Here is a 20,642-nt window from a genome sequence, read left to right on the forward strand (position 1 = left end):
CCGTTTTCCCGGGGAAAACGGATCTGACCCCGGATCTGGCGATCAGAACAACGTGCCCTGCAGCGTGGGCTGTTCGCTGCGTGGCGGCGGTTCGGCCAGCGCTTCGGCACCCAGCCGCCAGGCCAGGCCCCCCAGGCGGCTGGCGTGGCGCTTCAGTGCCGACTGCAGCACCTCGGCACTGCCGGCCACGTGCAGGACCTGGCGGGCGCGGGTCAGCCCGGTATAGACCAGCTCGCGCGACAGCACGCGGCTGTCCTGCCGCGGCAGCTGCAACCACACTTCGTCGAACTCCGAGCCCTGCGCCTTGTGCACCGTCATCGCGAAGGCGCTTTCATGCGCCGGCAATGCGGCCGGGTGGAAGGCGCGCGGTTGATCGACGCTGTCGCCGGCGAACCAGGCCACCATCGCACCGCTGCCATCACGCAGGCAGATACCGATATCGCCATTGAACAGGCGGTGCCGGTAGCTGTTTTCGGTGATCAGCAACAGGCGCCCCTGGAAGTAGCCCGGCGTGGTACCGGCCAGCAGCTGTTCGATGCGGCTGTTGAGGCCGCGCGCACCCTGCGGGCCTTCACGCAGCGCGGTCAGCACGCGCAGGCGACCAGCCTGCTGCAACGCCTGCACCGGGTCGGCGGCGTCGGCCAGCGCGCGCCAGTGATCGAGCAGGTGCTCGCGCTGGCCACGCAGGGGATCGGCCTCGCCCTCGTGGAACTGCACGCCGGCCAGTCCGCCCGCACGCAGCAGCCGCAGTGCGCTGGCACTGTCACCCTCGCGCACGGCATGCGCCAGCGGTGCCAGGTCCAGTGCCGCGCTCTGCCGGTAACCGCGCTGCAGCTGCACGCGACGGCCGGCGAAGGCACGCGCTGTGGCCTGCGGCTGCAACGTGGCCGCAGCCAGCAGCCCTTGCAGGGCGTGGGCATCGTCGGCGCGGGTGCCGATGCCATCGCCGCTGGCACGCAGGATCGCGCTGAGCACGTCGCCGGCCTCAACCGAGGGCAGCTGGTCGGGGTCGCCGAGCAGGATCAGGCGGGTGCCACTGGCGATCGCATCGACCAGCTTGGCCATCATCGGCAGATCGATCATCGAGGCTTCGTCGACCACCACTACATCCACCGGCAGCGGGTTGTCGGCGTGATGGCGGAAGCGCGGTGAATCGGGAATCACCCCGAGCAGGCGATGCAGGGTGGTGCCGGTGGCAGGCAATGCGGCGCACAGCGCCGGGTCCAGGCCCTCCTGCTGCAGGCGCTGCACGGCCAGGCGCAGGCTCTCGGCCATGCGCTCGGCGGCACGCCCGGTGGGTGCGGCCAGCGCCACCCTGGGCAGCGGCTGGCGGGCCTGCAGGGCCTGCGCGGCGAGCAGCAGCAACAGGCGTGCGATGGTGGTGGTCTTGCCGGTACCGGGGCCGCCGGTGACCAGCGCCAACGGATGGCGCAGCGTCACGCCGGCCGCACGTGCCTGGTGGTCCTCGCTGTCGCGGGCCTGCGGGAACAGGCGCGAGAACAGCGGCGCCAGCGCGGCCAAGTCCGGCGGCGGCAGCGGATGCCGGCCGATGCGTTGCAGGCCGGCCGCCAGCTGGCGTTCGTACTCGCGATAGCGCCGCAGGTAGAGCAGGCCGTTCTCCAGCACCAGCGGCGCATCGGCAGCAACCGCCTCCGGCTGCTCCGGCGTGGCCACCCAGGGCGACGCGCGCAGCTGTTGCAGCCACTGCTGCGGGTCAGGCAGCAGCGGTTCCCCTTCCAGCAGGCGTTGCGGCTGCGCCGGATCGAAACCGGCATGGCCCTGCGACACCGCCAGCGATGCCAGGGCGGCGGCCAACGCCACGTTGTCCGGAGTATCCTCGCGCAGCCGCTGCAGGCTGGTGGCCAGGGCGTGGTCGAGGGTGCGCAGCTGGCCCTTCTGGTACAGCTCCTTCAGCAGGCTCATGCGCTGGCTCCACGGGCACGCGCGGCCAGTTCGGCCTGGGCCTGTTCGCCACCGGCGAACAAGGCATCCAGCGCATCCACCAGCGCCAACGGGAAACGATCCACATGCACGCCGTTGCCGGCCGCATCCAGGCCGCGGCAGAACAGGTAGCGGATCCCGCCCATGTCGCGCTCGTAGTCGTAGCCCGCGCCAAGGCGGAAGCGCAGCCAGCGATGCAGGGCCACGGTGTAGATCAGCGCCTGCAGGTCGTACTCGCTGTGGCGCATGGCAACGGCCAGCAGGTCCGGGCTGTAGCCGGGCAGGCGGTTGGATTTGTAGTCGAGCACGTACCAACGGCCATCGCGCACGTAGGTCAGGTCGATCATGCCGGTCATCAGCCCTTCCAGCCGGCGCCGCTGGCCGAAGCCGCGGCGCGCACTGGACACGCCATGGGCGTGCAGGACCTGCAGCAGCGCCGGCACGGCGGTCGCCTCGATGGCGAAGTGGAAGTCGATTTCGGCGCGGCGCTCGCCTTCAGCCAGGCTGTGCAGCGCACCGCCTTCGGGCAGCGGCACGGTCAGCGTATGGCCGACCAGCGGCACCAGCACGGCCACCCCCTCGTCCAGGTCGGCGTCGGCATAGCCTTCGTCGTGCAGGGCCTTGCGCAGCACCTGGGCCTGCCCGTCCGGCGCCTGCTGGCCCGGCTGCCAGTCGGCCCAGGCGGCGAAGTCGACGTTCTCCATCGCTTCGTGCAGCACGTTGCCGAATCGGCTGCCCATGAAGCGCGGATCGATCGGTGCAGCGTCTTCGGCAGCCGCGGGCTCCGGCAGCGCCGGTTCCAGCGGCAGCTCGGGGCCGGCAGGTTCGTCGGCGGCCGGCGCCGGAAGTTCGGTGGCGGCCGCTTCGATATCGCTGCCGGCGCCGGCGTCGGCATGCGCCAGCTGGGTGAAGCTGTACACCCACCAGTCGTGCGGCACGCGCCGGGTCAGCGCGCGCACCGCCGGCAGCTCGCCTTCCACTTCCGCGGCAAGCGGCGGCAGCTCGGCACCGGCCTCGCCGTCGTCGACGTGTACATCAGCGTGCGTACGCAGCGCCTGCAGGTCGCCCAGCAGGGGCGCCAAGCGGGTGCGGCCGAGCCCGGCGAGATCGCCAACGGCGATCCACAGCGCGTGCTCGGCACGGGTGAGGCCGACATACAGCAGGCGCGCATCCTCGGCGCGCTGCTCGCGGTCGCGCTGGCTGCTGGCACTTTCCCAGGCCTCGTCGCGGTCCAGCTTCCAGTGCAGCTGGCGCTGCCCACCGACGTGCACGGTGCAGTGCGATGCGGTGTTCGGTGCGCCGCCGTCGATGCCGATGAAGGGCAGGAACACCAGCGGGTACTCCAGGCCCTTGCTCTTGTGCAGGGTGATGATCTGCACGCGGCGCGCATCCGATTCCAGGCGCAGCAGCTGCTGCTCGTCGTCCTGGTCGGCGCTGGCCATCTGCCCCTGCAGCCAGTCCAGCAGGCCATGCATGCCCAGCGCCTGCGCCGAGGCCTCCTGCAGCAGTTCGCCCAGCTGCAGGTAATTGGTCAGCCGGCGCTCGCCGTCGATCAGCGCGAGCAGGCGCTCACCCTGTTCGGCACAGACGTCGGCGATGACCGCGAACGGGCCGCCGCGTTGCCAGCGCTCGCGCCAGTGCAGCAGCTGCGTCTGGAAACCGCGCTGCAGATCTCCTTCATGCTCCATCGCCGCGATCGCACTCGCGCGCTGGCCGAGCAGCACGCTGGCCAGCGCGGCACGCAGGCGGCCCTCGTCGGCCGGCTGCAGCAGCGCCAGCAACAACGCACGCAGGTCGCGCGCCTCGCTGGTGGCGAACAGGCTCTGCTTGCCGGCCGCCACCGCCGGAATGCCGACCGCCGCCAGCGCGCGCTGCACCAGGGTGGCCTCACGGTGCGAGCGCACCAGTACCGCGATGTCACCCGGCTGCAGCGGCCGCCCGCGCAGCACGGCACGACCGGCGCGTGCATCCACCAGGGTCTGGTGGATCGCGGCCACGCAGGCCCGGGTCGCGGCCTCGCGCGAGGCATCGGCGCCCATCGCCTTGTCGCCGCCACTGCGCAGCACGCGCAGGGTCAGCGCCGCGGCCGCCTGGCCGTCGCGCAGGTAGTCGTCATCCCTGCGCACGCCGCCGGGACGCACCGGCTCGAACTGGATGTCGCGTTCGAGGAACGCCTCCTCGCCGCCGTTGTCGTACAGCGCCTGCAGCGCACGCAGCACTGCCGGGCGTGAACGGAAGTTCTGGTCCAGCGCCGGTGCCTGCTGCGCCGCCTGCTTGGCCTTCAGGTAGGTGTGGATGTCGCCACCGCGGAAACCGTAGATCGCCTGCTTGGGGTCACCAATCAGGAACAGGGCCGGTGCCAGGCCCAGCTCGCGCACCTCCGGCGAATCACCGAAGACGGTGTTGAAGATGCCCCATTGGCGGTCGTCGGTGTCCTGGAACTCGTCGACCAGCGCGATGCGGTACTGCGCGCGCAGCTGCTTGACCAGCAGCTGCCGCTGCGCCCCCTCCAGGGCCAACGCCACGCCATCGATCAGGTCGTCGTAGGTCTGTACCCGGCGCGTGCGTTTCAGCGCCTGCAGGCGCTGGCGGGCCTCCTCGCGCAGGGCGTGCAGGAAGTTCAGCGCGGTGCCGCGCAGCCAGGCCTCGCGCTCGGCCAGCAGCGTGACATAGCGCGCCAACGGTGCCTGCAATGGCGAAGACGGTGTGCGATCGGGGAATTTCTTGTTGGTCTTGTCGGCCAGCACCTCCGGCAGCAGCGCCGGCAGGCGCTCGCTGGCCAGCAACTCGCGCGGATCGGCGCGCCCGGCCCAGGCCAGCAGTTGCCGGCCCAGCGGATGCAGCCAGCCCAGCTTGTAGGACACCCCGTTGATCCACTTGTTGTCGACCGCATCGCAGAGGTCGATGAAGAACTGCTCGCCATGCTCGCGCACGCTTGCCGACAGTGCTTCCGCCGCGCTCTGCAACGCCGGGTGCGGATCGGCCAGCGCCACCGGCTGCGGCAATGGATGCAGCGGGGGTGCGGCCAGCAGCGCGCGCAGGTCGGCGGCCAGTGCATCCGGGCTGGACCACAGCCAGGTGAGCGGCTCCAGCGTGGCCGGGTCATTGGCGTGCACGCGCCACAGGTCGGCCGCCAGTTCCTCCAGCAGTTCGCGGTCGCTGGCCAGCAGCTCCGGCGGATCGAAGGTATGGCCGCTTTCCAGCGCGTGTTCGCGCAGTACGCGGGTGCAGAATCCATGGATGGTGAAGATCGCGGCCAGGTCGATCTCGTCGGCGGCCACCTGCAGCCGGCGCTTCAGTGCCGCCGCGCTCTCGTTGCCCGCCTGCAGGTGGCGCTGCAGCACCTCGCGGGTCAGCCGTAGATCCGGCGCTTCATCCTCGCCCGGTTCCAGATCGACCAGGCGCGCGGCCAGCGCCAGCCGCTCGCGGATGCGCTTGCGCAGCTCCTGGGTGGCGGCATCGGTAAAGGTCACCGCCAGGATCTGGCCGATGCGCAGGCCCTGCTCCACCACCAGCCGGGTGAACAGCGTAGCCAGGGTGAAGGTCTTGCCGGTGCCGGCGCTGGCCTCGATCAGGCGGATGCCGTCCAGCGGCAGGGCCAGGTAGGGATCGCCGGCCATGCGCTGGATTCCCTCGTCTGCGATGGCGGTGTTCATGCGCTGCCCTCCTGCACGGCTTCGGCGCCCAGGCTGCGGCCTTCGCGCACGGCGCTGAAGACCACCTGGCTGTTGCGCAGCAGGTCGGCATAGCTGGCGTCGGTGGCGAACGGGTCGGCACCGCGCAGCAGCAGCTGCCAGGCGTCACTGCTGGCTTCACCCCAGCTGCGATCGCTGCCATGCCATTGCTTCCAGCCTTCGCTGCGCTGCTTGTCGCCGGTCGTGCTGTACAGCACCCAGCCGGTATACGGGGCAAAACGCAGCGGTTCGCGCAGGCCGCGCTGGCGCAGCTGCAGCAGCGCGCGCAGCGCGGCGCGTGCGCTGGCAGCGCTCAACGCAGGCAGCACATGCGGGCCGGGCCCGGCATCACCACCATCGTGGAACTGCACCAGCGGCAGCGCGTCGCCGGCGGCGTTGGCCAATAGCCAATCCAGGCCCTGGCGGATCACCGCATTGCCATTGAGGGTGCCGGCACGCAGGCGCACCAGCCCTTCGGGATGCCGGTCGGCCACCCGGCCATGCAGGCGCACACCGTCGATCTCCACCTCATAGCGGCGGCTTTCCAGCGGTTCGCCCTGCATCCAGGCCAGCAGCGCGCTGGCATAGGGACGCGTCTTCAGCTGTTCGGCTTCGAACTGGCGCTGGCCCAGCGCGCCGGACGGCAGCAGGCCACGGGCGCGCAGGCGCGGGTACAGCGGTTCGGTATCGCCGGTGAGCGTGGCGCGTACGACAGCCGCCTGCACACTGCGCTTTTCCGGGCCGCGCGACGACAGCACCAGCGGCTCCAGGTCGTCGGCCTCCTCCACTTCATCGGCCAGGCGCAGGCCCAGCGACTGCGCCAGGAACTGCCCGGCCGGGTCACACAGGAAACGGCGCAGCGTATCGAGTGCGAGCTCATCCTCCACCACGTCGTCGCGCGGTGGCGGCAACGGTGCATCGAACCAGGGCAGCAGACCGCCGCGCTGGCCGGTAAGGCGGCCCGCCGCCGGATGCCACTGCCGGCGATAGCTGAAACGGCGCGGATCGCCATCGCCGAACGCTGCCGGCGAGAACGGCTGCAGCGCGTGGCGCACGATGAACCCTGCGCTGGCGGCAGCGGGATCGCGGTGGTACACGGCGGCGGCATCGATCAGTTCGCTGACCAGTACCGACGGCTCGCGCACGCTGCCATCGCGCGGATCGGCACCGAGGTAGCTGAGATAGAACACATCCTGCGCGGCGGCGAACAGCTGCAGGAACAGGAAGCGGTCGTCCTCGCGGGTGGAGCGGTCGCCCGGACGGCGGCGCGGGGTGTCCAGCTCGGCGGTGAGCTGGTTGAGGCCGGCGGCCGGGTCGCGCCGCGGGAAATCACCATCATTGAGGCCGAGCACGCAGATCACCCGGAACGGCAGCAGGCGCATCGGCACCATGCGGCCGAAGCTGATGCCACCGGTCAGCAGCGGTGCGCGGGTGTCGGCTTCGCCCAGCGCGCCGGCGAAGTGCGCGCGCACCACCTCGGGCGGCACGCCCTGCTCGAAGCCGGCCTTGCCGGCATCTTCGGCGAACTGGTTGAGCAGCTTGCGCAGGCGCTCCAGTGCGCGCTGGCTGTTGGGCGAGCTGGGTGCGGTCGGCAGCAGCGCTTCCAGCAGCGACAGCAGGCGCTGGCGCCACTGTGCGGGAGTCAGCAGCTCGCCGAGGCGGCGCTGGTAGATGGCCAGCACGCGCAGCAGGCGCAGCAGCCGGTCCAGCGCGTCCAGCGCGCCCCCTTCCAGTTCGATCCACGGTGCCACGCCGGCCAGGTCGGCCTCGCTGCCGGTGGCGTGGCCGAGCACCAGCCGGTCCAGCGCGAACTGCCAGGTGTAGGCATCGTCGGCCGGTGCCTGGTGCTGGTCGCGGTGCCTGGCATCCAGCCCCCAGCGCGCACCGGCCTGCTGCAGCCAGCCATGCAGGCGGTCGAAATCCACTGCTTCCAGGCCCGCCGCTTCGGCCAGCGGGGCACTGGCCAGCAGGTCCAGCACTTCGTTCAGGCCGAAGCGCGAGACCGGCAGGCCCAGCAGGTGCACGAACACATCGGCCAGCGGCTCTCCCGCCAGCGGGCTGCTGTCGGCCAGTGCATACGGAATGTGCTCCTCGTCGCCGCCACGGCCACCGAACACCGCTTCCAGGTACGGCACGTAGGGATCGATGTCCGGTGCCAGCACGGCGATCTCGCGTGCCTGCAGCGGCGGGTCGAAGCGCGGGTCCTGCAGCAGGCTGCGCAGCTGGTCGTGCAGCACCTGCAGCTCACGCAGGCGGGTATGGCAGGCATGCACCTGCAGGCTCGGGTCGCCGCCGTGCAGGCCGTCGCGCAGCTCGCCGGAAGGCAGCGCGCGGCGGTGGAACAGGTCGCGCTGCAGCCGATGCAGCAGGCTGTCGGACAGGCCGCCTTCGGCCATCGTCGGCCGGGTGTCCTGTTCCGGATCGGAGTACGCGGCGATCTCGCCGGCCGGGTGCACCACTTCGTAGCTGCCCAGCACCGCCATGAAGTCGCGGCCGGCCGCGCCCCAGGCTTCCAGCAGGCGGTTCTCGCCGGCCGCTTCACCGAATGGATCGGGGGCGCCACTGCGCAGGCGCTCGGCCAGGGTCTGCAGGTCGCCCCAGTACGACTGCACCGGGGTGGGCATGTAGAAGTGCAGCTCGCCCACCCGCGCCTGGGTGGCCATCACCCGCAGCACGTCGGGCGAGATGTTGAGCGTTGCGAACGCGGACATGCGCAGCGGCAAGCCCTGCGGCAACGGCTGGCCAGCGCCTTCGAAGCGGTCCAGGTACTCCTGGATGCGACGCGCACGGTAGTCGTGGCCGTGGGTGACGGCGCGCCACAGGATCGCCTGCGGATCGGCCGGATCGGCGCCGGCCGCCCAGCGCAGCAACCAGTCACGGCGCCAGGCCTGGTACTTCTCGAACACCGAGGCCAGCTCGCCGGCCAACGCCCAGGGCTTCAGGGCGTCGGCACCGGCAAGGTAGGACTGCAGCGCACGCATCGGCGGCTGCGCCAGCAGGGCCGGATCGCGCAGTGCCTGGTACAGCTTCCAGTGCAGGCCGGCGGCATCCAGGTCGTCCTGCTCGCCGCTGACGTTGGCCTTCAGCGCGCGCGCCACGAACTCGCCCGGGGTGAGGAATTCCAGGTTGGCGGCGACACCGAATTCGGCCGCCAGTGTCGCTTGCAGCCAACGCCGCATCGCCACCTGCGGGATCAGCACCACCTCCGGTGCCAACAGCGGCTGGCCGGCGACGGGCGCGCGCACGTTGCGTGCCAGCAGCGCGGCCAGCACGTCCAGGGAGTTGGAATGGTAGAGGCGGAAATCGCTGCCTGGGTCACTCATCATGCACAGTGTGCAGCAGCGCAGGCAGTATTCAATGGCCGGACCATTACCGGTACGGATTGTTCCGGGCAACCGGCCGATTGTCCCGGCCTGGCCCGGTTCCCGCCGTGCCACAATACTGCACCGTCCAGTCTGCTTATGTTCAGCCGACGGGCCCGATCCTTCGATGTCTAAAAAACGTTAATGGTGCCCATGTCGGCTTCCACTTCCAGTCTGGTGCAGTTGTCCAACGTCCGCATCGACCGGAGCGGGCGCACGATCCTGCGCGATGTGTCGCTGCAGGTGCCCAAGGGCAGCATCACCGCCGTGCTCGGTCCCTCCGGCAGCGGCAAATCGACCCTGCTGGCGGCGCTGACCGGCGAACTGCGCCCGGTCGCCGGCGAAGTCACCCTGTTCGGCAAGCCGATTCCGCATGACAGCGGCGCGCTGCTGGAGATGCGCAAGAGCGTGGGCGTACTGCTGCAGGGCAATGGCCTGCTGACCGACCTCACCGTGGCCGAGAACGTCGCGCTGCCGCTGCGTACGCATACCCGCCTGCCGACCGCCGTGCTGCGCCGGCTGGTGGAGATGAAGCTGCATGCGGTGGGCCTGCTGGCCGCCGCCGACGCCTGGCCGCGCGAGCTGTCCGGCGGCATGGCACGGCGCGTGGCGCTGGCCCGCGCGCTGGCCCTGGACCCGCCGTTGATGATCTACGACGAGCCGCTGACCGGGCTGGACCCGATCGCCTCGGGCGTGATCATGAGCCTGATCCAGCGCCTCAACCACAGCCTGGGCCTGACCAGCATCATCGTCAGCCACCACGTGCACGAGACCCTGCCGATCTGCGACCAGGTGATCGCGATCGCCAATGGCGGCATCGTGTTCCAGGGCTCGCCCGAAGCGCTGCAGTCCAGCCAGGACCCGCTGCTGCGGCAGTTCCTGCACGGCCAGCCCGATGGCCCCATCCCGTTCGATGCCGCGCCGCGCGCGAGGGTCGCCTGATGCCGTTCGTCCAAGCCACCCGTTCGCTGGGCCGCGCCGGCCTGTTCTCGCTGACCGTGCTGCGCGGTTCGCTGCCGACCCGTGATTTCCTCGCCGAGCTGACCCGCGAGATCTACAAGATCGGTGCGCGCTCGCTGCCGATCATCGCCGTCGGTGGTGCCTTCGTCGGCCTGGTACTGACCCTGCAGGGCTACCGCACGCTGACCACCTTCGGTGCGGCCGACGCGTTGTCGACCCTGCTCGGGCTGTCGCTGTACCGCGAGCTGGCACCGGTGCTGACCGCGCTGCTGTTCATCGGCCGCGCCGGCAGCTCGATCGCCGCCGAGCTGGGCCTGATGCGCGCCACCGACCAGATCAAGGCGCTGGAATTGATGGCGATCGACCCGGTGGCCAAGGCGGTGGCGCCGCGCTTCTGGGCGGCGGTGCTGACCGTGCCACTGCTGACCGGCATCTTCTGCTCGCTGGCGATCAGCGCCAGCTACTTCGAAGCGGTGCATGTGCTGGGCCTGGACAACGGCGTGTTCTGGTCGGCGCTGCGCAACAGCGTGGACTTCTGGGATGACTTCGGCGTGGCGATGCTGAAGTCGGCGATCTTCGGCGGCACCGCCGCGCTGGTTGCCGCCTACGTTGGCTTCCATGCCGAGCCGACCATCGAGGGCACCTCGGTGGCGACCACCCGTGCGGTGGTCAACGCCTCGCTGCTGGTGCTGATGTTCAACTTCGTGCTGTCGGCAATGTTGTTCACCTAACCCCTCCACCGGCGGTGCGCAGGCGCGCGCGGCCACAACGACTCGATCAGGTAATCCACATGGCCATCCGCGGTCCCAGACTCGAATTCTCCGTCGGCGCATTCCTGCTGCTGGCCCTGGCGTCGCTGCTGGTGCTGGCCGTGGCCTCGACCAACCAGCGCTGGAGCTGGGGCAGCCAAGGCTACGAGCTGAAGGCGCGCTTCTCCCAGGTCGGCCAGCTGCGCAAGCAGGCGCCGGTGAAGATCGGCGGCGTCACCGTCGGCCAGGTCGCCTCGATCGACCTGGACCCGGTGAAGTTCGAGTCCATCGTCACCCTGCGCATGGACAGCAAGGTCAAGGACCTGCCGGCGGATACCTCGGCCGGCATCTTCACCAGTGGTTTGCTCGGCGAGAGCTATATCGGTCTGCAGCCGGGTGGTGATCCGGACGTGCTGAAGGCCGGCGACGAGATCGTCTTCACCCAGCCGGCCGTGGACCTGATCCAGCTGGTCGGCAAGTACATGTTCAGTGGCGGCGCCGGTGGTGGCGCAGGCCAGAAGCCCAACGATGGCGCGCAGGCGCCTGCAACGGAACCGCAACCATGAAGATGAAACTGATCCCGGCCCTGCTCGCCTCGGCACTGCTTGCAGCCACTCCGTTCCTGGCCCAGGCCCAGGCCGCCGCTCCGGCCGCTGCCGCGACCCAGGGCCAGGCCGGCAAGGTGGTGATCGATGCCAGCACGCGGATCCTCACCACCCTGCAGCAGCGCAAGGGCGAGTTCGGCAGCAACCCGACCAGCCTGCGCAACTACATCGACAGTGAACTGAACCGTACCTTCGACCGCGATTACGCGGCCCGCCTGGTGCTGGGCCCGCACGCCCGCGGCGCTTCGGATGCCGACATCAAGCTGTTCGCCGATGCCATGGCCGACAGCCTGATGCAGCGCTACGGCTCGACCCTGCTCAACATCCAGGGCAAGCCGAGCTTCCGCCTGAAGGGCGAAAGCCCGCTGCCGGGCAACCGCGGCGTGCGCGTGAGCACCGAGCTGGTGCGCGCCGGCAGCGAGCCGACCCCGGTCGAGTACTGGATGCGCAACGTCAACGGCCAGTGGAAGATCTTCGACGTCAACATCGAAGGCATCTCCTACGTGCAGACCTTCCGCAACCAGTTCGACACCCCGCTGCGCCAGAAGGGCATCAAGCAGGTGGCCAGCGAGCTGCACAGCGGCAGCATGCAGGCCGGGCCCGCGGGCAATGGCAAGTAACGCACTGGCACTGCTGGAAGGCGACACCCTGCGCCTGCGCGGGGTGCTCGACCGTGCCGCGGTGATCGCGCTGTGGCCGCAGCTGCAGGCCCTGCCGGCGCAGCTGTCACGGCTGGAGCTGGGCGAGGTCGAACGCGTGGACAGCGCCGGCCTGGCCCTGCTGGCCGAGCTGGCGGCGCGTGCGCGCAAGGCCGGTCACCCGCTGGCGATTTCCGGCGCCCCGGCAGGCTACAACGAACTGAGCGCGGCCTACCGGCTGTCGCCCGACCTGGATTTCAACGCAACTTCTGCTGCGAGCTGACATGAACGTCGTACGCACTCTCCCCCTGATTGTCCTGGCCACCGCCTTGACCGCCTGTGCCGGCAAGCCCGCGCGCAGCGATGCACCGGCAACCAGCACCGTGGTCCCGGCCACTGCTGCTGCCGAAGCCCCTACGACGGTTGCCGACAGCGGCACGGCCGATGCGGCCGTGGCCGCTCCGGTGGCGCAGGCGCCGGTTGCCGCGGCACCGTCGCCGGCCACGCCGGCCGTACCCACCGATGCCGATGCGGCGAAGACCGCAGCGGCCACCGCAGCCGGCGGCGACGATGACTTCGACGCCCTCTACGGTGGTCCTGGCAACACCAGCAATACCGCGGCCTACGATCCGTGGGAACCGTTCAACCGCAAGGTGCACAGCTTCAACAACGCGGTCGACCGCGGCATCGCCCGTCCGCTGGCGACGGCCTATACCCACGTGGTGCCGCGCTTCGCCCGTACCGGCGTCAGCAACTTCTTCAGCAACCTGCGCGCTCCGGTGACCATCACCAACCAGCTGCTGCAGGGCCGTGGTGCCGACGCCTGGGACAGCCTGGGCCGCTTCCTGATGAACAGCACGCTGGGTGTCGGCGGCCTGTTCGATCCGGCCAGCAAGGCGATGGTGCCGCGTCGCAATGAAGATTTCGGCCAGACCCTGGGTGTCTGGGGCTGGCGTCGTTCGCGTTACGTGGAGCTGCCGTTCTTCGGCCCGCGTACCGTGCGCGATGTGTTCGGCCTGGCCGGGGACATCCCGCTGTCGCCGATCCGCCGCATCGAGGACGACAAGGTCCGCATCGGCCTGCAGGGCCTGCAGCTGGTCGATACCCGCGCGCAGCTGCTGGCGATCGACGATCTTCGCGACACTGCCGTGGACGAGTACTCGCTGGTGCGCGACGCGTGGATGCAGCGCCGCAACTACCAGATCGAGAACGATCTGCGCAGCAAGCGCGATCGTGGCCACGACGATGCCAATTCGCCGATCCCGGTCGATGCGATGCCGATGCCGCAGTGGAGCCACTGAGCCCGCTCATCGGCGCATGAAAAACCCCGCCTCGGCGGGGTTTTTCTTTTCCGGCGGGTGCCAACCTGGGCTGGCACGCTTTCCTCAGGCCGCCAGTGCGGCCTCGATGGCTTCGCGCAGGCGCGCATCGTCGGCAGCCACGTCCGGGGCGAAACGGGCGATGACCTTGCCGTCGCGGCCGACCAGGAACTTCTCGAAGTTCCACAGCACCGCCGGTGCCGGATGGATCGGGATCTCCTTGCTGGACAGGCGCTCGCGCAGCGGGCCTTCGCCGATCGACTGCGGCTGCGCGGCGGTCAGCTGCTGGTACAGCGGGTGGGTGTCATCACCGGCCACGCTGATCTTGGAGAACATCGGGAAGCTGACATCGTAGGTGAGCTGGCAGAACTGCTGGATCTCCGCCTCGCTGCCCGGCTCCTGGCCGAGGAAGTTGTTGGCGGGGAAGCCCAGCACTTCCAGGCCCTGCGCCTGCTTTTCCGCATACAGCGCCTGCAGGCCTTCGTACTGCGGGGTCAGGCCGCACTTGGAAGCGACGTTGACCAGCAGCAGCACCTTGCCCTGGTAGTCGGCAAGCGAGGACGGCTGGCCGTCGATGGTGGTGAGGGAAATATCCTGGATCGAGGTACTCACGCGGGGCTCCGGCTACAGCGGGGAATGGCCCACCAGCATAGCGCCGTGCGATGCCGCTGACGCCGGCCACGGACCGGCAATGCGGTGATCGTTTCCGGCGATTCATGCGGCTGCCGGCCAGCGGCCGGCACTACCATCAGTCCACGCAGATCGTGCCCTGCGCCTTGCCGTCATCAATGCGCTGGCGGCAGCCGAAGGTCTGGCTGGCATCGCGCTGGCAGGTGCCGGTGGCGGCGCTGCCGGCCGTCACCTCGCCCGTGGCCAGGCACTGGCCGCTGCAGTCGCTCTTGCGGCTGCAGCTCCTGCCGGCGTCGGCATAGGGAATCACGCACTGCTCGCGCTGCAGCCGGCCGAGCCGCTGCAGGGTGCCGCCAGCCGCCTGGCAGTCGACGTCGCGGGCTTCGCGATAGGCCTCGCTGGCTTCGGGTGTTGGCGTTGCCGTATCGGCGATCGGAGGCGCGCTGCTGCATGCCCCCAGCAACGCAACCAGGACAACAACGGCACAGGAGCGCAAGCGCATCTCGATACCCGCCACGGACACAGGGCGCCCAGCATAACCAGGCACAGGTGCACAGCAAGTGTCAGCCCGCATTGCCGTCCTCATCGTCCTCCGATGCGCCCAGCTGCTGCATCGGGTCGGGCGTCAGCTCCGGCGGCAGCGCGCGCTTGGCCTTGCTGCCCAGTTCGGCAAGCCGGCGGGCGCGGCTGATGGCCGACTGCGGCGAGTCGATCAGGCGGTTGCGCGCATCGGCATAGACCTTGGCGGCATCGTCCAGCTTGGTGCCCACGGCATTGAAGTCCTTCAGGAACCCGGTCAATGCGTCCAGCACCAGACCGCCGGCCTCACTGATCTTCAGCGCCTGCTTCTGCACCTTGTCGCGCGTCCACAGCCGCTCGGCGACGCGCAGCAACGCCATCAGGGTGTTAGGCGAGGCGAACACCACGCGGTTGTCGAAGGCGAACGCCTGCAGGCTGCCGTCCGCGCCCAGTGCGGCCGACAAGGCCCCCTCGATGGGAACGAAGGCAATGGTGATGTCCAGCGTCTCGCTGCCCAGTGCCTTGGGATAGTTCTTCTCGCCCAGATCCTTCACATGCTGGCGCAGCGCAACCGCGTGCCGGCGCAGCGCGTCTTCGGACTGCTCCGGGGTGGCGGCATTCATGGCTTCCTGCCAGGCGATCAGGTTCACCTTGCTGTCGATCACCACGCTGCGTTCGTCAGGGAACTGGACCACCACGTCCGGCCGCAGGCGCGCACCATCGTCATCCACGGCATGCTTCTGCCGCTGGTAGTGCACGCCCTCTTCCAGGCCCGATCCGCGCAGTACGTTGTCGAGCATCAGTTCACCCCAGTCGCCGCGGACCTTGGCATTGCCCTTCAGCGCATTGGTCAGCGCCGATGCCTGCGCGGCCATGTCCTGGTTGAGCGTCTTCAGTTCGCCCACCGCACCCAGCAGGCTGGCGCGCTGGCGCGCTTCCTCGCCATACAGGGTATCGACGCGAGTGCGGAAATCACCCAGCTTGTCGGCGAATGGCTTGAGCAGCCCCTCGATATCCGCGCGCGACTGCACCGTCGCCTGCCGCACGTTCTTCTCGAACTGCTGTCCGCGTTCGTCGAACACCTTGCCCGCCAGTTCCGCGAAGGCGCCGGACAGCTTTTCCTTGGCGGTATCGAGATAGCTGCGCAGTTCGGCACTGGCCCGTTCGGAGTGCTGCAGATTGGCCACCGCGCGGGCATGTTCGCCGTGCAGCTGCTGGTAGCGCTGCTGCGCCTGCTGCAGCTCGCTGCTGATGTCCGCAGCGGCAGCGCGCGCCTGCGCCAGGGCCGCTTCACGTTCGGCCAGCTGTGCTTCGCGACTGGCCGACAGTGCCGCTTCGCGCTCCACCCGGGCGGTCAGCGTGGTGACCGCCTGTGCGTGCTGCTGGCTTCGGCCTCGCTCGTTTTCCAGTTCCGCGCCCAGCGCATCAAGGCGGCCGCGCAGCTGGCCGGCATCGACCAGAGCGAGGCGATGCTGTTCGCGTTCGCTGTCCAGCTGCCGCTGCAGATCGCTGGATGCTGCGTTGCCAGGAGTACGACGCCACAGCAGCAACAGTGCGATCAGGGTCGCCAGCAGCAGGACCACCGCCAGGATCATCAGGACTTCGATATTCATGGCATCAGTTTAGCCCCGCTGCGCTAGTCTGGGTCAGTCCGCCCCGGGAGCCCCCATGCTCGCTCTTTACGGAAAGCCCACCTCCATCAACGTACGCAAGGTGTTGTGGCTGTGCGCCGGCCTCGACCTGCCACTTCACCACGAACCGGAACCACCGGCGGACCTGCTGGCCACATTGAACCCGAACCGGCAGGTGCCGGTCCTGTGCGATGGCGAATTCGTGCTGTGGGAGTCCAACAGCATCTGCCGCTACCTGGCCCTACGCGCTGGCCGTGACGACCTGCTGCCCGGTACAGCGGAGGGCCGCGCCCGGGTCGAGCAGTGGATGGACTGGCAGGCCAGCGACCTCAACAGCGCCTGGCGACACGTGTTCATGGCGCGCGTACGCCAGCATCCGGACTACCCGGACGATGGCCGCGCCGAGACCAGCCTGGCGCAGTGGAACCGCTTGATGGGCGTGCTCGACACACAGTTGGCCGGTAGCCATTCGCATGTGGCGGGCAACGCTTTCACTCTGGCCGACATCGTGCTCGGGCTATCGACCCAACGCTGGCGCAGCACGCCCGGCAACAAGCCCGCACTGCCCCACCTTGCGGCGTGGTTCGAGCGCCTGCGGCAGCAGCCGGGTTTCACCACCCACGTCGACAACGGCGTGGCATGAGGAGTGGATCCCGCCCATTGTGGGTAGGTGTCACCCTTGGCTGACACGGCAGATCCGCGCAATGCATGGATGAAGCGCTGCAGAGCCGAGCCCATGCTCGGCGCTAAAGAATGTGCTTCGTGTTACCAGCCTTCCAGCACGATCTTGCCCTTGGCGCGGTGGCTCTCCAGCAGCGCGTGCGCGCGCCGCAGGTTGGCCGCGTCGATGCGGCCGAAGTGCTCGCCCAGCGTGGTCTGCAGCACGCCGCTGTCGATCAGCTCGGCAACCCGGTTCAACAGATCGTGCTGGCGCTGCATGTCGGCGGTGCGGTACAGCGGCCGGGTGAACATCGATTCCCAGTGCAGCGACAGCGCCTTGCGCTTGAGTGCCATCACGTCCAGCTGGCCCGGGTCGTCGATCAACCCCAGCTGGCCCTGCGGTGCCAGCAGTTCCACGATCTGCGTGTAGTGCTGGTCGGTGTGGGTCAGGCTGGCCACGTGCTGCACCTCGCTGATGCCGAGCCGCGCCAGGCCCTCGGCCAGCGGCAGGCGGTGGTCGATCACGTGGTGTGCGCCCATGGCGTACACCCAGTCCTGGGTCTCCGGACGCGACGCGGTACCGATCACCGTCAGCCGGGTCAGCGTGCGCGCCAGCTGCACCAGGATCGAGCCGACACCGCCGGCGGCGCCGATCACCAGCAGGGTCTGGCCCTCGCCACCGCCCTCGGCGATGCGCAGGCGGTCGAACAGCAGTTCCCAGGCGGTGATCGCGGTCAACGGCAGCGCGGCGGCGGCGGCATCATCCAGGCGGGCTGGCTTGCGGCCGACGCTGCGTTCGTCGACCAGCTGGTACTCGGCATTGCTGCCCGGGCGGTCGATGACGCCGGCGTAATACACCGCGTCGCCGGGCCGGAACAGGCTCACCTCGCTGCCGACCGCGTCGACGATGCCGACCGCATCCCAGCCCAGCACGCGCGGACCCTCGGTGGCCATGTTGCGGCGGACCTTGGTGTCGACCGGATTGACCGCAACCGCGCGTACCGCCACCCGCAGGTCGCGCGGGCCTGGCTGCGGCAGCTCCAGTTCGATGTCGATCAGGGCCTGCGCATCGTCGATCGGCAGGCCGGCGTGGGTGTAGGCAATGGCGCGCATGGCAGCGGTCCAGTGGGGAAGAAGGCGACAGGGTGCGCCGCGCATCGCCGCGCAGAAAGGCGCAGAATCGGGCAGCACTTTCACTCCGGCAATGAAAATGATCCGCTTCGACGACCTGCAGCTGTTCGTCCGCACTGCCGCGCTGGGCAGCTTCTCGCAGGCCGCGCGCGAGGCCGACCTGCTGCCCGGCCAGGTCGCTGCGGCGGTGGCTCGGCTGGAGCGCGAGCTGGACCTGCGACTGTTCGTGCGCACCACCCGCAGCCTGCGCCTGACCGGCGAAGGCGCGCTGTACCTGCCGTATGCACAGGAGGTACTGGCCACGCTGCGCGAAGGCCAGGCGCGCGTGCAGGGCGAGGACACCGAACTGCACGGCACCCTGCAGCTGTCGGCGCCGTCGGACTTCGGCCGCAACCTGCTGCTGCCGTGGCTGAGCGCCTTCCGCGCCGCCCATCCCCGGCTGCGCCTGCACCTGCACCTGTCCGACGAGGTCGCCGATGTGTTCCGCGACCCGGTCGACGTGGCGATCCGCATCGGCCACTTCGACGACGCCAACTACGTCGCCCTGCCCCTGCTGGAAGGCAACCGGCGGGTGCTGGCGGCATCGCCGGACTACCTGCGCCGGCGCGGCACGCCCACCCGGCTGGACGCGCTGCGCGAGCACGATTGCCTGGTCTACCAGCTCGGTGGCCGCGCCTACGACCGCTGGTCCTTCGAGATCGAAGGACGCCGCGTGGTGATTCCGGTACGCGGTCCGCTGGTCTGCGACGATGCCGATGTGGTGCGACGCTGGGCGGTGGCCGGCGAGGGCATCACCTACAAGTCCTGGCTGGACCTGCGCGAGGACGTGCAGGCCGGGCGCCTGCAGCTGCTGCTCGATGGCGCCGGCAGCAGTATTCCGCTGCAGCTGGTGTGCCCGCACCGCAAGCAGTTCTCGCCGGCGGTGCGGCAACTGCACGCGCAGCTGCGCCAGCACCTGCAACCGCTGCTGTCTGGCATGCCCGATGGCCTCGGCCGCCCCCTGTCACCAAGCGCGGCGCTGGCCGACAATGGCGGCCCCCCGTAACAAGAGAACGCCGCCATGCCGTGGATGGGCATCCAGGACCTGTGGACGTTTCTGGTCGCCGTGCTGGTGTTTCTCGCCCTGCCCGGCCCCGGCACCTTCACCCTGTTGACCGCCACCGGCCGTGGCGGCGTGCGCGGCGGCTATACCGCGCTGGCCGGCCTGCTGGTCGGCGACCAGATCCTGATGTGGCTGGCCCTGGCCGGTGTGGCGGCGCTGCTCAAGGCCAACCCGCTGGTGTTCCACGCCGTGCAGTACCTGGGTGCGGCGTACCTGGTGTGGGTCGGCATCAGCCTGCTGCGCACGCCCAAGCACGACGGCGGTGACGCCGGCCCGATCCGCATGCAGCCGGGCCGCTACTTCCAGCAGGCGATCCTGGTCAGCCTGCTCAATCCGAAGGCGATCCTGTTCTACATGGCGTTCCTGCCGTTGTTCATCGATCCCAAGGCGCACCAGGGCATCGCTACCTTCGCCGCGCTGGCCGGCATCATCCTGGTGGTCAGCATCGCCTACTGCTCGCTGCTGATCGGCGCCGGCAACCTGGCCCGCCGCAGGCTGATCCAGCATCCGCGCATCAGCGATGCGCTGCGCCGCGTGGCCGGCCTGTTCCTGGTCGGTTTCGGCATCCGGCTCGGGCTCAACGGCTGATACCGCAACCGAGCAGGCTCGACGCTACGTCTGCCACCCCAGGTTGGCCTCTACCAGAGCGCGGGATCCGGTAGTCGCCGACCTGGGTCGGCGCTGGCGCCCTCGGCGTTGATGAGGTTGGCCTCTACCCGCCGTGCATTTCCGCGCGCAGGTGATCGATGAACACCCGCAGCTTCGGCGCCATGTGTTCGCGCGCCGGGTAATACAGGTGGAAGCCGGGGAACGGCGGTTGCCAGTCCTGCAGCACGGCCTGCAGGCGCCCGTCGGCGAGATCATCGGCCACCAGTGAGGCGAACCCCTGGGCCATGCCGAGACCGGCCAGGACCGCGGCATAGGCCAGCTCGGCATCGTTGAACACCAGGCGGCCGGTCACTTCCACCTCCAGGTCGTGGCCGTCACGGCTGAACTCCCACGGCATCAGCCGGCCATTGGCCCGGCGATGGACGATGCACGGATGGCCCTGCAGATCGTGTGGACTGGCCGGAATGCCGTGCTGCGCGAAGTAGCCGGGCGTGGCCACCACCACCTGCCGCTCCGGCGGCCCGATCGGCACCGCGATCATGCCGCGTGCCAGCGACTCGCCCAGGCGGATGCCGGCGTCGAAGCCCTCGGCGACCAGGTCGGTCAGCGCCGGTTCCACGCACAGTTCCACTTCCACCTGCGGGTAGCGTGCCAGGAACGACGGCAGGGCCGGCAGCACGCGACGGTCGGCAACGATGCGTGGCAGGGTGATGCGCAGCTTGCCGGCGGGCACCGCACGCGCGCTGTCGAGATCGGCGAACGCCGATTCGATCTGTGCCAGTCCGCCGCGCACGCGCTCAAGGAAGCGCGCGCCGTGCTCGGTCAGCCCGACCCGGCGGGTGGTCCGCTGCAGCAGCCGCACGCCCATCCGCGCTTCCAGCGCGCGCACGCTCTGCGACAGCGCCGAAGTGGACACGCCCAGCGCATCGGCGGCGCGGGTAAAGCTGGCATGGTCGGCAACGTGGACGAAGGCGACCACCGCCGAGAGGGGAGCGGAGGGATCCATTGTGAAGCCATTCTTCATGGTGAGTCCGGTTCCATCCAGTTTATCCACAGGATCGGGCGGCGGATGCTGTGCCTCCCGGCGGCTCGCCCGCCTCCCTGTGATGGAC

17 protein-coding genes are annotated in these 20,642 nt (G+C 69.6%); 9 read left to right on the forward strand and 8 right to left on the reverse strand.

Annotated elements, in window-relative coordinates; all coding sequences use genetic code 11:
• Positions 1 to 42 precede the first annotated feature (42 nt).
• Genes recD through recC form a run of 3 tightly spaced genes read right to left on the reverse strand, consistent with a single transcriptional unit; the run spans position 43 to position 8,941 of the window.
• Complete coding sequence (recD, locus tag Q0P60_RS14430; RefSeq protein WP_294994735.1) at positions 43 to 1,923, reverse strand: exodeoxyribonuclease V subunit alpha; 1,881 nt, start codon at positions 1,921 to 1,923, stop codon at positions 43 to 45.
• Entirely contained in the window at positions 1,920 to 5,597 is a 3,678-nt protein-coding gene (recB, locus tag Q0P60_RS14435; RefSeq protein WP_294994738.1) for an exodeoxyribonuclease V subunit beta, read from the reverse strand. The genes recD and recB overlap by 4 nt, the downstream gene beginning before the upstream one ends.
• Positions 5,594 to 8,941, reverse strand: coding sequence for an exodeoxyribonuclease V subunit gamma (gene recC, locus Q0P60_RS14440; RefSeq protein ID WP_294994741.1), 3,348 nt, complete (start codon positions 8,939 to 8,941; stop codon positions 5,594 to 5,596). The genes recB and recC overlap by 4 nt, the downstream gene beginning before the upstream one ends.
• A gap of 189 nt (positions 8,942 to 9,130) precedes the next feature.
• Between recC and Q0P60_RS14445 the strand changes: the two genes are divergently transcribed.
• The 6 genes from Q0P60_RS14445 to Q0P60_RS14470 are packed head-to-tail and all read left to right on the forward strand — an operon-like array spanning position 9,131 to position 13,230.
• A complete protein-coding gene (locus Q0P60_RS14445) occupies positions 9,131 to 9,919 on the forward strand; it encodes an ATP-binding cassette domain-containing protein (protein WP_294994745.1) in 789 nt (262 codons plus the stop codon).
• Positions 9,919 to 10,668 carry an MlaE family lipid ABC transporter permease subunit gene (locus tag Q0P60_RS14450; RefSeq protein WP_005414955.1) on the forward strand — a complete coding sequence of 250 codons (750 nt, stop codon included), beginning with the start codon at positions 9,919 to 9,921 and terminating at the stop codon, positions 10,666 to 10,668. Before Q0P60_RS14445 ends, Q0P60_RS14450 begins: the two co-directional genes overlap by 1 nt.
• A gap of 59 nt (positions 10,669 to 10,727) precedes the next feature.
• Positions 10,728 to 11,252, forward strand: a complete 525-nt coding sequence (gene mlaD / locus Q0P60_RS14455; RefSeq protein WP_294994748.1) for an outer membrane lipid asymmetry maintenance protein MlaD — start codon at positions 10,728 to 10,730, stop codon at positions 11,250 to 11,252.
• Positions 11,249 to 11,911, forward strand: coding sequence for an ABC transporter substrate-binding protein (locus Q0P60_RS14460; protein ID WP_294994751.1), 663 nt, complete (start codon positions 11,249 to 11,251; stop codon positions 11,909 to 11,911). The genes mlaD and Q0P60_RS14460 overlap by 4 nt, the downstream gene beginning before the upstream one ends.
• Positions 11,901 to 12,212 carry an STAS domain-containing protein gene (locus Q0P60_RS14465; protein ID WP_294994753.1) on the forward strand — a complete coding sequence of 104 codons (312 nt, stop codon included), beginning with the start codon at positions 11,901 to 11,903 and terminating at the stop codon, positions 12,210 to 12,212. Before Q0P60_RS14460 ends, Q0P60_RS14465 begins: the two co-directional genes overlap by 11 nt.
• A gap of 1 nt (position 12,213) precedes the next feature.
• A complete protein-coding gene (locus Q0P60_RS14470; RefSeq protein ID WP_294994756.1) occupies positions 12,214 to 13,230 on the forward strand; it encodes a VacJ family lipoprotein in 1,017 nt (338 codons plus the stop codon).
• An 84-nt stretch (positions 13,231 to 13,314) separates the two neighbouring features.
• On the opposite strand, the gene Q0P60_RS14475 is transcribed toward Q0P60_RS14470, so the two are convergent.
• From Q0P60_RS14475 to rmuC, 3 genes are all read right to left on the reverse strand, one after another.
• Positions 13,315 to 13,860 (reverse strand): glutathione peroxidase, encoded by a 546-nt coding sequence (locus tag Q0P60_RS14475; protein ID WP_294994759.1) that lies wholly within the window; start codon positions 13,858 to 13,860, stop codon positions 13,315 to 13,317.
• A 136-nt stretch (positions 13,861 to 13,996) separates the two neighbouring features.
• The gene (locus Q0P60_RS14480; protein ID WP_294994762.1) at positions 13,997 to 14,380 is read right to left on the reverse strand and encodes a hypothetical protein; all 384 of its coding nucleotides are present in this window, start codon (positions 14,378 to 14,380) and stop codon (positions 13,997 to 13,999) included.
• A gap of 61 nt (positions 14,381 to 14,441) precedes the next feature.
• On the reverse strand, positions 14,442 to 16,010 hold the full coding sequence (rmuC, locus tag Q0P60_RS14485) for a DNA recombination protein RmuC (RefSeq protein ID WP_294994767.1): 1,569 nt from the start codon (positions 16,008 to 16,010) through the stop codon (positions 14,442 to 14,444).
• 55 nt (positions 16,011 to 16,065) lie between these two features.
• On the opposite strand from rmuC, the gene Q0P60_RS14490 reads away from it, so the two are divergent.
• Positions 16,066 to 16,671, forward strand: coding sequence for a glutathione S-transferase N-terminal domain-containing protein (locus Q0P60_RS14490; protein WP_294994770.1), 606 nt, complete (start codon positions 16,066 to 16,068; stop codon positions 16,669 to 16,671).
• A 122-nt stretch (positions 16,672 to 16,793) separates the two neighbouring features.
• Here Q0P60_RS14490 and Q0P60_RS14495 read toward each other — a convergent pair whose 3' ends face one another.
• Entirely contained in the window at positions 16,794 to 17,801 is a 1,008-nt protein-coding gene (locus Q0P60_RS14495) for a zinc-binding alcohol dehydrogenase family protein (RefSeq protein ID WP_294994773.1), read from the reverse strand.
• A gap of 91 nt (positions 17,802 to 17,892) precedes the next feature.
• Here Q0P60_RS14495 and Q0P60_RS14500 point away from each other — a divergent pair, with 91 nt between their 5' ends.
• Together Q0P60_RS14500 and leuE are read left to right on the forward strand one after the other, a co-directional pair.
• Positions 17,893 to 18,864, forward strand: a complete 972-nt coding sequence (locus Q0P60_RS14500; protein ID WP_294994776.1) for a LysR family transcriptional regulator — start codon at positions 17,893 to 17,895, stop codon at positions 18,862 to 18,864.
• A gap of 15 nt (positions 18,865 to 18,879) precedes the next feature.
• Positions 18,880 to 19,509: a leucine efflux protein LeuE gene (leuE, locus tag Q0P60_RS14505; protein ID WP_294994779.1), complete on the forward strand. Its 630-nt coding sequence runs from the start codon at positions 18,880 to 18,882 to the stop codon at positions 19,507 to 19,509.
• 124 nt (positions 19,510 to 19,633) lie between these two features.
• On the opposite strand, the gene Q0P60_RS14510 is transcribed toward leuE, so the two are convergent.
• Positions 19,634 to 20,536, reverse strand: coding sequence for a LysR family transcriptional regulator (locus tag Q0P60_RS14510; RefSeq protein ID WP_294994782.1), 903 nt, complete (start codon positions 20,534 to 20,536; stop codon positions 19,634 to 19,636).
• Between the last annotated feature and the right edge of the window lie 106 nt (positions 20,537 to 20,642).

The sequence above is a fragment of the uncultured Stenotrophomonas sp. genome, assembly GCF_945952405.1.
Lineage (GTDB): Bacteria > Pseudomonadota > Gammaproteobacteria > Xanthomonadales > Xanthomonadaceae > Stenotrophomonas.

What these genes read in the sequence shown, in the direction of transcription:
- Q0P60_RS14465 (WP_294994753.1), top strand. Translation starts at nt 11,901, where the DNA reads ATGGCAAGTAACGCACTGGCACTGCTGGAAGGCGACACCCTGCGCCTG.
- Q0P60_RS14480 (WP_294994762.1), bottom strand. Translation starts at nt 14,380, where the DNA reads ATGCGCTTGCGCTCCTGTGCCGTTGTTGTCCTGGTTGCGTTGCTGGGG.
- Q0P60_RS14450 (WP_005414955.1), top strand. Translation starts at nt 9,919, where the DNA reads ATGCCGTTCGTCCAAGCCACCCGTTCGCTGGGCCGCGCCGGCCTGTTC.
- Q0P60_RS14510 (WP_294994782.1), bottom strand. Translation starts at nt 20,536, where the DNA reads ATGGATCCCTCCGCTCCCCTCTCGGCGGTGGTCGCCTTCGTCCACGTT.
- recC (WP_294994741.1), bottom strand. Translation starts at nt 8,941, where the DNA reads ATGATGAGTGACCCAGGCAGCGATTTCCGCCTCTACCATTCCAACTCC.
- Q0P60_RS14470 (WP_294994756.1), top strand. Translation starts at nt 12,214, where the DNA reads ATGAACGTCGTACGCACTCTCCCCCTGATTGTCCTGGCCACCGCCTTG.
- Q0P60_RS14445 (WP_294994745.1), top strand. Translation starts at nt 9,131, where the DNA reads ATGTCGGCTTCCACTTCCAGTCTGGTGCAGTTGTCCAACGTCCGCATC.
- Q0P60_RS14495 (WP_294994773.1), bottom strand. Translation starts at nt 17,801, where the DNA reads ATGCGCGCCATTGCCTACACCCACGCCGGCCTGCCGATCGACGATGCG.
- mlaD (WP_294994748.1), top strand. Translation starts at nt 10,728, where the DNA reads ATGGCCATCCGCGGTCCCAGACTCGAATTCTCCGTCGGCGCATTCCTG.
- Q0P60_RS14460 (WP_294994751.1), top strand. Translation starts at nt 11,249, where the DNA reads ATGAAGATGAAACTGATCCCGGCCCTGCTCGCCTCGGCACTGCTTGCA.
- rmuC (WP_294994767.1), bottom strand. Translation starts at nt 16,010, where the DNA reads ATGAATATCGAAGTCCTGATGATCCTGGCGGTGGTCCTGCTGCTGGCG.
- recB (WP_294994738.1), bottom strand. Translation starts at nt 5,597, where the DNA reads ATGAACACCGCCATCGCAGACGAGGGAATCCAGCGCATGGCCGGCGAT.
- recD (WP_294994735.1), bottom strand. Translation starts at nt 1,923, where the DNA reads ATGAGCCTGCTGAAGGAGCTGTACCAGAAGGGCCAGCTGCGCACCCTC.
- Q0P60_RS14490 (WP_294994770.1), top strand. Translation starts at nt 16,066, where the DNA reads ATGCTCGCTCTTTACGGAAAGCCCACCTCCATCAACGTACGCAAGGTG.
- leuE (WP_294994779.1), top strand. Translation starts at nt 18,880, where the DNA reads ATGCCGTGGATGGGCATCCAGGACCTGTGGACGTTTCTGGTCGCCGTG.
- Q0P60_RS14500 (WP_294994776.1), top strand. Translation starts at nt 17,893, where the DNA reads ATGAAAATGATCCGCTTCGACGACCTGCAGCTGTTCGTCCGCACTGCC.